This window comes from Pseudomonas sp. GW823-FHT02F05, assembly GCF_058797315.1.
The window spans coordinates 134,068-147,900 of the sequence record NZ_JBXAJM010000007.1; the positions used below are offsets into that span (position 1 = coordinate 134,068).

Below are 13,833 nucleotides of genomic sequence, written 5' to 3' on the forward strand. Positions count from 1 at the left end.
AAGGGCACGGACCCTTCGCCTGTTTAAGCGTTACGCGCCGACTACGATCGGCTTTGCCAGAGGCGGGACGGCGGCGCTGGTGGGCGCGATGCCGGCTTCGAACTCCGAGCGGAAGTATTTGATTGCGCTGCCCAATGGCTCCACGGCGCCCGGTGCGTGAGCACAGAAAGTCTTGCCTGGGCCGAGGAAACCGACCAGGCCCAGCAGGGTTTCGATATCACCCTCGCGGCCTTCGCCATTTTCCAGGGCCATCAGCAGCTTGACGCTCCACGGCAAACCGTCGCGGCAGGGGGTGCAGAAACCGCAGGACTCGCGGGCGAAGAACTGCTCCATGTTGCGCAGCAACGAGACCATGTTCACCGTGTTGTCCACCGCCATCGCCAGGCCGGTACCCATGCGGGTGCCCACCTTGCCGATGCCGCCGGCATACATTTGTGCATCCAGATGCTCAGGGAGCAGGAAACCGGTGCCGGCGCCACCTGGCTGCCAGGCTTTCAAGGTGTAGCCGTCGCGCATGCCGCCGGCGTAGTCCTCGAACAGCTCGCGCGCGGTCACGCCAAACGGCAGTTCCCACAGGCCAGGGTTCTTGACCTTGCCGGAGAAACCCATGAGCTTGGTGCCCATGTCTTCGCTGCCTTCGCGGGCCAGGGATTTGTACCAGTCCACGCCGTCGGCGATGATCGCCGGCACGTTGCACAGGGTCTCGACGTTGTTCACGCAGGTCGGCTTGCCCCACACGCCCACGGCGGCGGGGAAGGGCGGCTTGGAGCGTGGGTTGGCGCGGCGGCCTTCGAGGGAGTTGATCAGTGCGGTTTCTTCGCCGCAGATATAACGCCCGGCCCCGGTGTGCACGAACAGTTCGAAGTCGAAACCGGAACCGAGGATGTTCTTGCCCAGCAGGCCTGCGGCCTTGGCTTCTTCCACGGCACGGTTGAGGTGCTTGGCGGCGGTGGTGTACTCGCCACGCAGGAAGATGTAGCCACGGTAGGTTTTCAACGCACGGGCGCTGATCAGCATGCCTTCGATCAGCAGATGGGGCAGTTGCTCCATCAGCATGCGGTCTTTCCAGGTGTTCGGCTCCATTTCATCCGCGTTGCACAGCAGGTAGCGGATATTGATGGATTCGTCTTTGGGCATCAGGCCCCACTTCACGCCGGTGGGGAAGCCTGCACCGCCGCGACCCTTGAGGCCGGCGTCTTTCACGGTCTGGACGATATCGTCCTGGGCCATGTCGGCGAAGGCTTTGCGCGCTGCGGCGTAACCGTTCTTGGCCTGGTATTCGTCAAGCCATACCGGCTCGCCGTCGTCACGCAGGCGCCAAGTCAGCGGGTGAGTCTCGGCCGAACGCTTGATCAGGTTGGCCGGGCCGAAGGAAGTCAGGGTCATGGGTAGCCCTCGAGCAATTGGGTGACGCCAGCGGGCTGCACGTCACCGAATGTGTCGTCGTCGATCATCAACGCCGGCGCCTTGTCGCAGTTGCCCAGGCAGCACACCGGCAGCAGCGTGAAGCGGCCGTCCGGGGTGGTCTGGCCGAGGCCGATGCCCAGCTTGTTCTGGATCTCGCTGACCACCGACTCATGGCCACCGATGTAGCAGACCATGCTGTCGCACACGCGAATGATGTGGCGGCCAACCGGCTGGCGGAAGATCTGGCTGTAGAACGTCGCCACGCCTTCAACGTCACTGGCGGGGATGCCGAGGATCTCGCCGATGGCGTAGAGGGCGCCGTCTGGCACCCAGCCACGTTCCTTCTGGACGATCTTCAGGGCTTCGATAGACGCCGCGCGCGGGTCTTCGTAGTGATGCAGCTCGTGCTCGATGGCCGAGCGCTCGGTTTCACTCAAGGTGAAACGGTCTGTCTGGATAAGCGTGCTGTTCATGCTTAGCGGTCCACGTCGGCCATAACGAAATCGATACTACCCAGGTACGCAATCAAGTCCGCGACCATCTCGCCTTTGATCACCGAAGGGATCTGCTGCAAGTGGGCAAAACTTGGGGTACGAATCCGGGTGCGGTAGCTCATGGTGCCGCCATCGCTCGTCAGGTAATAACTGTTGATACCCTTGGTCGCTTCGATCATCTGGAAGGATTCGTTGGCCGGCATCACCGGGCCCCACGAAACCTGCAGGAAGTGCGTGATGAGGGTTTCGATGTGTTGCAGCGTGCGCTCTTTGGGCGGCGGCGTGGTCAGCGGGTGATCCGCCTTGTACGGGCCGGCCGGCATGTTGCGCATGCACTGCTCGATGATCTTCAGGCTCTGGCGCATTTCTTCGACGCGCACGATGCAACGGTCGTAGGCATCGCCATTGGCCGCCAGCGGTACTTCGAACTCGAAGTTCTCGTAGCCGGAGTACGGGCGCGCTTTACGCAGGTCGAAGTCGCAACCGGTGGAACGCAGGCCAGCACCGGTGACGCCCCATTCCAGGGCCTCTTTGGTGTTGTACTGCGCGACGCCGATGGTGCGGCCTTTGAGGATGCTGTTGTCCAGGGCGGCTTTCTGGTACTCGTCCAGGCGCTTGGGCATCCAGTCGATGAATTCCTTGACCAGGCGTTCCCAGCCGTTCGGCAGGTCGTGGGCCACGCCGCCGATGCGGTACCAGGCCGGGTGCAGGCGGAAACCGGTGATGGCTTCGATGACCTTGTAGGCGCGCTGACGGTCGGTGAAGGTGAAGAACACCGGGGTCATGGCGCCGACGTCCTGGATATAGGTACCCAGGAACAGCAGGTGGCTGGTGATGCGGAAGAACTCGGCCATCATGATGCGGATGGTGTCGACGCGGTCCGGCACCTTGATGCCGGCCAGCTTCTCGACCGAGAGCACGTACGGCAGGTTGTTCATCACGCCGCCGAGGTAGTCGATACGGTCGGTGTACGGGATGAAGCTGTGCCAGGACTGGCGCTCGGCCATCTTCTCGGCGCCACGGTGGTGGTAACCGATGTCCGGGACGCAGTCGACGATCTCTTCGCCGTCCAGTTGCAGGATGATACGGAAGGCACCGTGAGCCGAAGGGTGGTTCGGGCCCAGGTTGAGGAACATGTAGTCCTCGTTGGTGCCGGAACGCTTCATGCCCCAGTCTTCGGGGCGGAAGCGCGCCGCCTCTTCTTCTAGCTGCTGCTTGGCCAGGTTGAGGCTGAACGGGTCGAATTCGGTGGCGCGGGCAGGGAAGTCCTTGCGCAGCGGGTGACCTTCCCAGGTCGGCGGCATCATGATGCGCGTCAGGTGCGGGTGGCCCGGGAAGTCGATACCGAACATGTCCCAGACTTCACGCTCGTACCAGCTGGCGTTCGGCCAGATACCGGTGACGGTCGGGATGCTCAGGTCGCTCTCGCTCAGCGCGACCTTGATCATCACATCGCTGTTACGTTCCAGCGACATCAGGTGGTAGAACACGGTGAAATCGGCACCGCTCGGCAGGCCCTGGCGCTTGGTGCGCAGACGCTCGTCCACGCCATGCAGGTCATAGAGCATGACGTACGGCTTGGGCAGGTTGCGCAGGAAGGTCAGGACTTCGACGAGCCTGGCACGCGCCACCCACAGCACCGGCATACCGGTGCGTGTGGCCTGGGCGGTGAAGGCGTCAGGGCCAAAACGGTTATTGAGTTCGACAACCACATCCTGGTCGTCTGCCTTGTAAGGCGGGATGTACAGAGCACTGCCTGTAGTCATGGTTTTTTATCGCTTTCGGTCAACGTAAAGAATGAAGCCAGGTTTTCGTTCTATAAAAGAAGCGGTGCTGGATCAGACTTCGTCGGGGCTGCGCAGGTTGGTGACTGCGATTCGCTGTTCGCGGCGCTGTTCCTTTTGAGACGGCATCTCGGCGCGATAAACGCCTTGATCACCGACCACCCAGGACAGTGGGCGACGCTCCTTGCCAATCGATTCCTGCAACAACATCAAGCCTTGCAGGAACGCTTCGGGACGGGGCGGGCAGCCAGGCACGTAGACGTCCACGGGCAGGAACTTGTCCACCCCTTGAACGACCGAGTAGATGTCGTACATGCCACCGGAGTTGGCGCACGAACCCATGGAGATAACCCATTTCGGCTCGAGCATTTGCTCATAGAGACGCTGGATGATCGGCGCCATCTTGATAAAGCAGGTACCGGCGATAACCATGAAATCCGCCTGGCGCGGCGAGGCCCGGATAACTTCGGCGCCAAAGCGCGCGATGTCGTGGGGCGCCGTGAAGGCGGTGGTCATTTCCACGTAGCAGCACGAAAGGCCGAAGTTGTACGGCCACAGGGAGTTTTTACGCCCCCAGTTGACCGCGCCACTCAGCACGTCTTCCAGCTTGCCCATGTAGATGTTTTTGTGGACTTGGTCTTCTAACGGGTCGGAAACGGTTTCTCGTTCGCCGATGGGGTACTGCTCGTTAGGAGCATCCGGGTCGATCCTGGTGAGATTGTATTGCATTGCCAAAGCCTCATTGTTTCAGCTTCGCTTGCCGCTTGCGACGAGCTTCCGGAGCCCAGTCAAGGGCGCCCACTCGGAACAGGTAGACAAGACCTGCCAACAGAATTGCTATGAAAACGAGAGCTTCGACGAATCCGGTCCAGCCGCTTTCGCGGACGGACACAGACCATGCAAAGAGAAAGAGGGCTTCGATATCGAAGATCACGAACAACATCGCGACCAGATAGAATTTGGCTGAGAGCCGCAAGCGGGCGCCACCTGTAGGCAGCATGCCGGATTCGAACGGTTCGTTTTTGCTGCGGCCCCAGGCTTTTGACCCGAGGAGGCTGGACACGCCGAGCATGAAGGCGCAGAGGCCTACAACACCGAGAAGGAAAATGGCAAAGCCCCAGTTGTGGGCCATGAGTCCTGTCGCGTCGGTCATGCTGGAAATCCTTAACAGAGAGCAAAGGTCTCTGAGCTCGAAAAAGTAACGATGCAGTGACGATATGTCGCACTGCAATCAATCGCGGTGATTTTATGGCTAAACACCGGGCAAGTAAAATTCCCAGGGCGAAATTATTCGGTGGAATAAGCACATAGTGCACCTTCTTGGGGCTGTAGCCCTTGTGGTGTGGGCATTAGCGGGCTTTTCATCAATTATGTTTTGTTTAAGCTGTAACGAAGTTTTCGGGTGCCAAATGATAATGAATATTGTTTGCGAGGGGTGTAAGCGAGTGTTTCTCATGTGGCGCGGGAAGTTACCGTTACTTGCTTGAGTGTGGCTTAGTTGTCGCCACGGTTCTTTTAACCGATCGGGTGTGCGCGGATACCGCTCTGGATCAATGTTTTTAGCAAAAAACTATGGATAGGGCGCGGTCAATGTGGGAGCTGGCTTGCCTGCGATGGCCGCGGATCAGCTGAAACACCTGCCTCTGACCCACCGCCATCGCAGGCAAGCCAGCTCCCACCCTTGATTTTCGGTGATTCCTAGGCAAAAAAACGCCCCGAACCAGTCGGGGCGTGATTGTTGCGCGGCACTGCGGTTAGGTCTTCCTTGGGGCCGCAGTGGCCGTGTACGCGGTACTTAGTGGAACTGCTCTTCTTCGGTCGAACCGGTCAGCGCGGTCACGGACGAGGTGCCGCCCTGGATCACGGTGGTCATGTCGTCGAAGTAACCGGTGCCTACTTCCTGCTGGTGCGCCACGAAGGTGTAGCCTTTGGCGGCGTCAGCGAATTCCTGCTCCTGCAGCTTCACGTAGGCCGTCATGTCGTTGCGGGCGTAGTCGTGCGCCAGGTTGAACATGCTGTGCCACATGTTGTGAATGCCGGCCAGGGTGATGAACTGGTGCTTGTAGCCCATTGCCGACAGTTCGCGCTGGAACTTGGCGATGGTCGCGTCGTCCAGGTTCTTCTTCCAGTTGAAAGAAGGCGAGCAGTTGTAGGACAGCAGTTGGTCCGGGTATTCCTTCTTGATCGCTTCGGCGAAACGACGGGCTTCGTCCAGGTCTGGCTTGGCGGTTTCGCACCAGATCAGGTCGGCGTACGGCGCGTAGGCCAGGCCACGGGCGATCGCCTGGTCCAGACCGGCGCGCACTTTATAGAAGCCTTCCTGGGTGCGTTCGCCAGTCACGAACGGCTGGTCGTACGGGTCGCAGTCCGAGGTCAGCAAGTCTGCCGCGTTGGCGTCGGTACGGGCCAGGATGATGGTCGGTGTACCGGCAACGTCAGCGGCCAGGCGAGCGGCGGTCAGCTTCTGTACAGCTTCCTGGGTCGGTACCAGTACCTTGCCACCCATGTGGCCGCATTTTTTCACCGAAGCCAGCTGGTCTTCGAAGTGCACGCCGGCAGCGCCTGCCTCGATCATGCTCTTCATCAGCTCGTAGGCGTTGAGTACGCCACCGAAACCGGCTTCGGCGTCTGCCACGATTGGCGCGAAGTAGTCGATGTAGCCTTCATCGCCTGGGTTCTTGCCGGCTTTCCACTGGATCTGGTCGGCACGACGGAACGAGTTGTTGATGCGCTTGACCACGGTTGGTACCGAGTCCACCGGATACAGCGATTGGTCGGGGTACATGGATTCAGCGGAGTTGTTGTCCGCTGCCACTTGCCAACCGGACAGGTAGATCGCCTGGATACCGGCTTTTACCTGCTGGACTGCCTGGCCGCCAGTGAGGGCGCCCATGCAGTTGACGAAATCTTTGTCGGGACGGAAAGAAGGCTTGGCACCCTGAGTGACCAGGTTCCACAGCTTCTCGGCGCCGAGTTTTGCAAAGGTGTGCTCAGGTTGGACCGAGCCACGCAGGCGGACGACGTCAGCAGCGGAATAAGCGCGGGTCACGCCTTTCCAGCGTGGGTTTTCAGCCCAGTCTTTTTCAAGGGCTGCAATTTGCTGTTCGCGTGTCAGTGCCATGGGGAAAAACCTCGTCGCGTCTTGTTTGAAGTATCCGTTTGCCAGCCCGGCATTCGTTGCCTGGGTAGGATTGCTCGCTGACCAGAAGCTCAGGGGTTCAAGTCAAATCTGACGGAGGTAGGCGACGGGATGAACGATGGGGCTCAAGGGGGAGTTGAGCAGGTAAGGGCAAACTGCGAACGGTCTTCGGGCGTCGTGGGCCTTTGTACGATCCATCAGTGTGTAGCCGGGTTACCTGGTTAGCTTCCGTCCCTCGGGACAACTTCGTTCCAGTCGCAACCAACGTCAAACACACCTTGTGGGCGGTACAGACACGAATCGGCTCAGGTGGGTAGCTTAGAGCGGCGATCCGAAGGCCCTTGCCAGGGCCCCTGATTAGCGGGAGCGAGGCCATCATGCCCATGCTTTTTTGGCTCGTCAAATGTTTTGTAGTGCTTTTTTTCTGGCACTACATCTTTAGTCTAATGCGACTTGCCAGTCAGTTTTCGGTGCTTCAGTTCAGGGTGTCGACCTTGACCCGTAAAGTCAGGTCATCGCGGCCCTGAGTAGAGTAGCTGCGGGTTGTAGAGGATTTGTCCGCCTGGGTTTCACGATTGATGCCGGCCAGGGGAATCCATTCGCCCAGGCGGCCGCTGACAGTTGTGTCGGTGCTTTGCACGTTCACTACATCGGGACGTTCCTGGCTCATGCGGTCACGGTTGGTACTGATGGCCAAGTGTACGGTTTCGCCAGTGACGCTGGCGGTCACGTAAAAACCCTGGGTGACGTTGCGATACTGGGTCTGGTTTTGCAGACGGCCATAGCTGTCCTGTTGCGTGGTGGTCAGCGGTACGCTCTGGCCGACCTGGATCAGCGCAGGCACGCCTTCGCTGGCCTGGATCTGCTGCACGCCACCGTCGCGGCTGGCAGTGCCGTAGCTGATGATGCGCGTCTGGCTGTCACCGCTGTTCTGCTGGTTGTTCTCGTTGGTATCGACGGTGATCAGCAGGCGTTTGGCCGGTGTATCCAATTGGCCGAGCAGTGCGCGCAAGCCCTCGATCCTGGCGGGCTCAGCGTTGACGATAAGCTGGTTGCCGTAGGCGCTGACGGTGCCGTCCTTGCCAATGAAGTTCTGCGCCACGGGCAGCAGGTCGGCGCTGGTGCGGTTGTTCAGGTTGACGACTTCAGTGGCGGCCATGGCGCAAGCGCTGACGGTCATCACGAGGGCGGTGAGCAGGGTGCGTAGGGACATGTCCGTTATCTCTGCGGTTCATTTGCTTGATAGTGCCAGTTTGTCGGCCTGGTGGGTCGCAAGTTGAATCGTAGACGGCAAAATGCCCTGGCAGGCAGGGCATTTGTGGTGTTGCTGAAATAGCTATCGCAGGCAAGCCAGCTCCCACACTTGACCGAGTACAACCTTTGGAATGTGGTCAGTGTGGGAGCTGGCTTGCCTGCGATGCAGGCGACGCGGTCTCGGATCAGTCCCCGCGCACCATATCCACATGCGGAATCCCGACTTCCAGGAATTCATCACTGACGATCCTGAAGCCCAAGCGCTCGTAGAACGGCGCCGCATACACCTGCGCACTTAGGAATTGCCGGGTCTGGCCGCGCTTCTCGGCCACGCCGATCACCGCTTCCATCAGCTTGTCGCCCACCTTCAGCCCACGCCAGTCCTTGAGTACCGAAACGCGCCCGATTTCGCCGCTGGGCAACAGCCGAGCGGTGCCGATCGGGAAATCACCTTCGAACGCCAGAAAGTGCACCGCATCGGCATCGTCCGCGTCCCACTCCAATTCAGGCGGGACCGATTGTTCAGCGATGAATACCGCTTCACGAATGCGCCGAATCTCGTCGATATCCTTTCGCCAGTCCGCGACACTTACGTGAATTTTATTCATCCGCGAACCCCAGGCTGCCTTGCTTGACCAGTTCGCACAGCAGGTCGCGACCGTCTTCGTCGGCCAGCCACTCGCCCAGGTTTTCGCTGTGCAGTGCATCGGCCGAGCACACCAGCTTCAACAGTTCACGCAGTTTGCCCGGCAGGTAACGGCTCTGGCCGCTGGCGAACAGCAGTACGTCGTCGTCCACTTCGGACCAGGCCAGGCGTGCGCTCGGGTTGCGCACCAGGATCGCGCCGTCTTGCAGGCTGTTGATGAAGTCTTCTTCGCCCAACTCTTCGCCGGCCACCAGTTCCGGGTAGCGTGGCTCGGTCATGAACTGGCCGAACCAGGTCAGCAGCATGCGCTCATCGCTCATGTGCTCGGCGAGCAGGCCCTTGAGGCGGTCCAGTGCGTCGCCCTGGATCTGGTGCGGGTCGCTGACCGGCTGGGCGTCGGCGTCGGTGTAGCGCTCTTCGTCGGTCAGGTACTGGCTGAGGAAGTCGGTGAAGTGGGTCAGCACTTCAGCGGCGCTCGGTGCACGGAAACCTACGGAATAGGTCATGCAGTCGTCTTCGGCAATACCGAAATGGGCCAGGCGCGGCGGCAGGTAGAGCATGTCGCCCGGTTCGAGCACCCATTCGGCGCTTTCTTCGAATTCGGCGAGGATGCGCAGGTCGGCGTGTTGCAGTAACGGGCTTTCGGAATTGCACATCTGGCCGATCTTCCAGTTGCGCTTGCCCTGGGCTTGCAGCAGGAACACATCGTAGTTATCGAAATGCGGACCGACGCTGCCACCCGGCGCGGCGAAGCTGATCATCACATCATCGATACGCCAGCTCGGCAGGAAGCGGAAGTGCTCCAGCAGCTCAGCCACCTCCGGCACGAACTGGTCGACTGCCTGCACCAGCAGGGTCCACTCGCGCTCGGGCAGGGTGCTGAAAGCGTCTTCGGCGAACGGGCCGCGACGCAGTTCCCACGGGCGCTCGCCGTGTTCGATCACCAGGCGCGACTCGACTTCTTCTTCCAGGGCCAGGCCTGCCAGTTCGTCGGCGTCGATCGGGCTTTCGAAGTCAGGGATGGCCTGGCGGATCAGCAGCGGTTTTTTCTGCCAGTAGTCGCGCAGGAATTCCCGTGCCGTGATGCCGCCCAGAAGTTGAAGAGGGATATCAGGATTCATGTGTAACCTATTGAAAAAAAGCACTTTTAAGACAGGAATAAAAACGCCCGGCGCGGCCGGGCGTCTCAAAGGAGCTTGCTTGGATCAGATGCGCTTGGCTTGTTCTACAGCGTTGCCGATGTAGTTGGCCGGGGTGAGCAGTTTCAGCTCGGCCTTGGCTGCGGCTGGCATGTCCAGGCCGTCGATGAAAGTTTGCAGCGCTTCGGGGCTGATGCCCTTGCCGCGCGTCAATTCTTTCAGCTTCTCGTAGGGGTTTTCGATGTTGTAGCGGCGCATTACGGTCTGGATCGGCTCGGCCAATACTTCCCAGCACGCGTCCAGGTCAGCGGCAATTTTCTGCTCGTTGAGCTCCAGCTTGCTGATGCCTTTGAGGCTGGCTTCGTACGCGATCACGCTGTGGGCAAATCCGACACCGAGGTTGCGCAGTACGGTGGAGTCGGTCAGGTCGCGCTGCCAGCGGGAGATCGGCAACTTGCTGGCCAGGTGCTGGAACAGGGCGTTGGCGATACCCAGGTTGCCTTCGGAGTTTTCGAAGTCGATCGGGTTGACCTTGTGCGGCATGGTCGACGAACCGATTTCGCCTGCAATGGTGCGCTGCTTGAAGTAGCCCAGGGAGATGTAGCCCCAGATATCGCGATCGAAATCGATCAAGATGGTGTTGAAGCGTGCAATCGCGTCGAACAGCTCGGCGATGTAGTCGTGGGGTTCGATCTGCGTGGTGTAGGGGTTGAAGCCCAGGCCCAATTCGTCTTCGATGAAGGCGCGGGCGTTGGCTTCCCAGTCGATCTCAGGGTAGGCCGACAGGTGGGCGTTGTAGTTGCCTACGGCGCCGTTGATCTTGCCCAGCAATGGCACGGCGGCGACTTGGGCGATCTGACGCTCCAGGCGGTACACCACGTTGGCCAGTTCTTTGCCCAGGGTGGTCGGCGAGGCCGGTTGGCCGTGGGTGCGCGACAGCATCGGCACGGCGGCGAAACGGATCGCCAGCTCGCGGATGGCTTCGGCGGTCTGGCGCATCAGCGGCAGCATCACGTCATCACGGCCTTCGCGCAGCATCAAGGCGTGGGACAGGTTGTTGATGTCCTCGCTGGTGCAGGCAAAGTGGATGAACTCGCTGACCTGGGCCAGTTCCGGCAGTTGGGCCGCTTGCTCTTTGAGCAGGTATTCGATGGCTTTGACGTCGTGGTTGGTGGTGCGCTCGATCTCTTTCACACGCTCGGCGTGCTCCAGGGAGAAGTTTTCCGCCAGGGTGTTCAATACAGCGTTGGCCTCGGCGGAAAACGCCGGCACTTCGCTGATGGCGGGGTGAGCGGCCAGGCGCTGGAGCCAGCGCACTTCAACCAGGACACGGGCACGGATCAGGCCGTACTCGCTGAAAATAGGGCGCAGGGCCTGGGTTTTGCCGGCGTAGCGGCCGTCAACAGGGGAAACCGCAGTGAGCGAAGAGAGCTGCATGGGGTGTTCTCGGACAGTCGGGCAACGAAATGGGGCGCGTATCATACATGAAAAAATCCGCCGGTCCGTCGCCAACTGACCGGCGTATTACGCGTAATGGCTTGAAAACAGCCTGCTGGTGCGACTTATTCGTTGCGCATCAACGGGTAAAGCTCTTTGAGCAATTTGCGTCGGCTGATCACCAACTGCCAGCGATGACCGCCCAGTTGGCGCCACAAGCGTGCCGAACGAATACCGGCCAGGAGCAGGGCGCGGATTTTCGACGCGTTGTTGGGTTGCTGCAGGTTACGCATGTCGCCATGCACCTGGATGCGCTGGCGCAGGGTGCTCAAGGTGTCCTGGTACAGCGCACCACAGGCGGCGATCACGTTTTCGTGGGCCGGGCCGAAGTGTTCTACCTGGGACTGGATCTGCGGCAGGCGCTTGCCGATGGTGTCCAGCAGGTCGTCGCGCTTGGCCAACTGGCGCTCAAGGCCGAGCATCGACAGGGCATAACGTAGCGGCTCGCGCTGCAAAGTACTGGGGTCGCGCTCCAGGGCGCCGATCAGGGCGCGATAGCCTTCACGCAGGGCCAGGTCGTCGCCGCCGTAAACCTCAAGGGTGTCCTTGGGGTCGCGGATCAGCAGGCTGCCGAGCATGCAGGTCAGGCCGGCTTCAGTGACCTGGCCGGTCTTGGCGATCTTGTCCACCAGTACCGCAGCGAGAAAGACACCGCCAAGGGCTGTCAACTGCTCCTGGGTCGGGCTCATGCCGGGTTGCTCCAGGCTTGCGCGACTTCAATCACGCCGCCGCCCAGGCAGATCTCGCCGTCATAGAACACCACGGACTGGCCAGGGGTGACCGCGCGTTGCGGGTCATCGAAGGTGGCACGGTAGCCGGTGGCGGTCTTTTCCAGGGTGCAGGGCTGGTCGCTCTGGCGATAACGCACTTTGGCGGTCAGGCGGCGCGGGGTGCTCAGGTCGATAGGGTTGACCCAATAAATCTCGGAAGCGAGCAGGGCGCCGGAGAACAGCAGCGGGTGCTCGTTGCCCTGGCCGACCACCAGCACGTTGTTTTCCAAGTCTTTGACCAGCACGTACCACGGCTCAACACCTGCGTCTTTCAAGCCGCCGATGCCCAGGCCCTGGCGCTGGCCGATGGTGTGGTACATCAGGCCGTGGTGGCGGCCGATCACTTCACCCTCGGTGGTCTTGATCTCGCCCGGTTGCGCCGGCAGGTATTGCTTGAGGAAATCGCTGAAGCGTCGCTCGCCGATAAAGCAGATACCGGTGGAGTCTTTCTTCTTGGCGGTGGCCAGGCCGTGCTTCTCGGCAATCTTGCGCACTTCGGGTTTTTCCAGCTCGCCGACCGGGAACAGAGTCTTGGCGATCTGTTCACCGCCCACGGCGTGCAGGAAGTAGCTCTGGTCCTTGTTCGGGTCCAGACCCTTGAGCAATTCGGTGCGGCCATCGATATCGCGACGGCGCACGTAGTGGCCGGTAGCTATCAGGTCGGCGCCGAGCATCATGGCGTAGTCGAGGAAGGCCTTGAACTTGATTTCGCGGTTACACAGGATGTCCGGGTTCGGCGTGCGGCCGGCCTTGTATTCGGCCAGGAAGTGCTCGAACACGTTGTCCCAGTACTCGGCGGCGAAGTTGGCGGTGTGCAGCTTGATGCCGATCTTGTCGCACACGGCCTGGGCGTCCGCGAGGTCGTCCATGGCGGTGCAGTATTCGGTTCCATCGTCTTCTTCCCAGTTCTTCATGAACAGGCCTTCCACCTCATAGCCCTGCTCCATGAGCAGAACGGCGGAAACGGAAGAGTCCACGCCGCCGGACATGCCGACGATGACGCGCTTCTTTTGTGTGTCAGAAGGGGCTGGATCACGCATAGGATTTCAACGGGTGTCTTGAAAAAGGACGCGATTCTAGCAGGCCTGGGCCCGCAAGGCTAAAGAGAAGGGCGGATCAACTCGAGACTGTGGCGTTGGCCGGCCAGATAATCATCGATGCAACGGATAATCAGCTCGCTGCGCCAGTCGTCGCGCACGGCCATCAGCTCGCCACGGGTCAGCCAGCGGGCGCGCAGGATGCCTTCGTCGAGTTGATAGTCCGGGTGGTGTTTCACTGCCTTGGCGATAAAGCAGACCCGCTGGTAGGTCACGCCATTGCTCGGTGCGGTATACAGGTAGATGCCGACGATGCCGGTGGCTTCCACGTTCCAGCCGGTTTCTTCCAGGGTTTCACGCACGGCGGCTTCGGTAAGGGTTTCATCCGGGTCGAGGTGGCCTGCCGGCTGATTGAGCACGGCGCGGCCACCCTTGAGCTCTTCGACCATCAGGAAACGGCCGTTGTCTTCAACGATGGTAGCGACGGTGATGTGGGGGAGCCAGGTCATTGCGAACCTCGGTATCTGGAAGGTGGCATGCTCAATGTGGTAGCTGGCTTGCCTGCGATGGCGGTGGGTCAGCTGCGCCTGTATGAACTGACAGACTGCAATCGCAGGCAAGCCAGCTCCCACATTGGATTGGGTTTCTTCAATGAAGTCCCTACAA

The 13,833-nt window shown here is 60.5% G+C and carries 13 protein-coding genes; all 13 read right to left on the reverse strand.

Annotated elements, in window-relative coordinates; all coding sequences use genetic code 11:
- Window positions 1-30: 30 nt before the first annotated feature.
- The 13 genes from nuoF to AC1RAC_RS10965 all read right to left on the reverse strand — a co-directional run bounded on the left by nuoF (window position 31) and on the right by AC1RAC_RS10965 (window position 13,676).
- Window positions 31-1,386: an NADH-quinone oxidoreductase subunit NuoF gene (nuoF, locus tag AC1RAC_RS10905; protein ID WP_032896666.1), complete on the reverse strand. Its 1,356-nt coding sequence runs from the start codon at window positions 1,384-1,386 to the stop codon at window positions 31-33.
- Complete coding sequence (gene nuoE / locus AC1RAC_RS10910) at window positions 1,383-1,880, reverse strand: NADH-quinone oxidoreductase subunit NuoE (protein ID WP_003174721.1); 498 nt, start codon at window positions 1,878-1,880, stop codon at window positions 1,383-1,385. The genes nuoF and nuoE overlap by 4 nt, the downstream gene beginning before the upstream one ends.
- Before the next feature lie 2 nt (window positions 1,881-1,882).
- Complete coding sequence (gene nuoC / locus AC1RAC_RS10915; protein WP_003192111.1) at window positions 1,883-3,667, reverse strand: NADH-quinone oxidoreductase subunit C/D; 1,785 nt, start codon at window positions 3,665-3,667, stop codon at window positions 1,883-1,885.
- A 72-nt stretch (window positions 3,668-3,739) separates the two neighbouring features.
- Window positions 3,740-4,414: a NuoB/complex I 20 kDa subunit family protein gene (locus tag AC1RAC_RS10920; RefSeq protein ID WP_003174719.1), complete on the reverse strand. Its 675-nt coding sequence runs from the start codon at window positions 4,412-4,414 to the stop codon at window positions 3,740-3,742.
- A 10-nt stretch (window positions 4,415-4,424) separates the two neighbouring features.
- Window positions 4,425-4,838, reverse strand: a complete 414-nt coding sequence (locus tag AC1RAC_RS10925) for an NADH-quinone oxidoreductase subunit A (protein WP_003192109.1) — start codon at window positions 4,836-4,838, stop codon at window positions 4,425-4,427.
- Window positions 4,839-5,480: 642 nt separating this feature from the next.
- A complete protein-coding gene (gene aceA, locus AC1RAC_RS10930) occupies window positions 5,481-6,806 on the reverse strand; it encodes an isocitrate lyase (protein WP_003174717.1) in 1,326 nt (441 codons plus the stop codon).
- Window positions 6,807-7,299: 493 nt separating this feature from the next.
- Window positions 7,300-8,037 (reverse strand): secretin N-terminal domain-containing protein, encoded by a 738-nt coding sequence (locus AC1RAC_RS10935; RefSeq protein WP_014718909.1) that lies wholly within the window; start codon window positions 8,035-8,037, stop codon window positions 7,300-7,302.
- Between the two features lie 226 nt (window positions 8,038-8,263).
- Window positions 8,264-8,686 carry a GNAT family N-acetyltransferase gene (locus AC1RAC_RS10940; protein ID WP_089042246.1) on the reverse strand — a complete coding sequence of 141 codons (423 nt, stop codon included), beginning with the start codon at window positions 8,684-8,686 and terminating at the stop codon, window positions 8,264-8,266.
- Entirely contained in the window at window positions 8,679-9,845 is a 1,167-nt protein-coding gene (locus AC1RAC_RS10945) for a ribosomal protein uL16 3-hydroxylase (protein WP_014718907.1), read from the reverse strand. The genes AC1RAC_RS10940 and AC1RAC_RS10945 overlap by 8 nt, the downstream gene beginning before the upstream one ends.
- Before the next feature lie 84 nt (window positions 9,846-9,929).
- Window positions 9,930-11,300 carry an adenylosuccinate lyase gene (gene purB / locus AC1RAC_RS10950; RefSeq protein WP_014718906.1) on the reverse strand — a complete coding sequence of 457 codons (1,371 nt, stop codon included), beginning with the start codon at window positions 11,298-11,300 and terminating at the stop codon, window positions 9,930-9,932.
- Window positions 11,301-11,425: 125 nt separating this feature from the next.
- Window positions 11,426-12,049 carry a high frequency lysogenization protein HflD gene (gene hflD, locus AC1RAC_RS10955; RefSeq protein ID WP_003192101.1) on the reverse strand — a complete coding sequence of 208 codons (624 nt, stop codon included), beginning with the start codon at window positions 12,047-12,049 and terminating at the stop codon, window positions 11,426-11,428.
- Entirely contained in the window at window positions 12,046-13,170 is a 1,125-nt protein-coding gene (mnmA, locus tag AC1RAC_RS10960) for a tRNA 2-thiouridine(34) synthase MnmA (protein WP_054917266.1), read from the reverse strand. The genes hflD and mnmA overlap by 4 nt, the downstream gene beginning before the upstream one ends.
- Before the next feature lie 59 nt (window positions 13,171-13,229).
- Window positions 13,230-13,676, reverse strand: coding sequence for an NUDIX hydrolase (locus AC1RAC_RS10965; RefSeq protein ID WP_492616571.1), 447 nt, complete (start codon window positions 13,674-13,676; stop codon window positions 13,230-13,232).
- Window positions 13,677-13,833 lie beyond the last annotated feature (157 nt).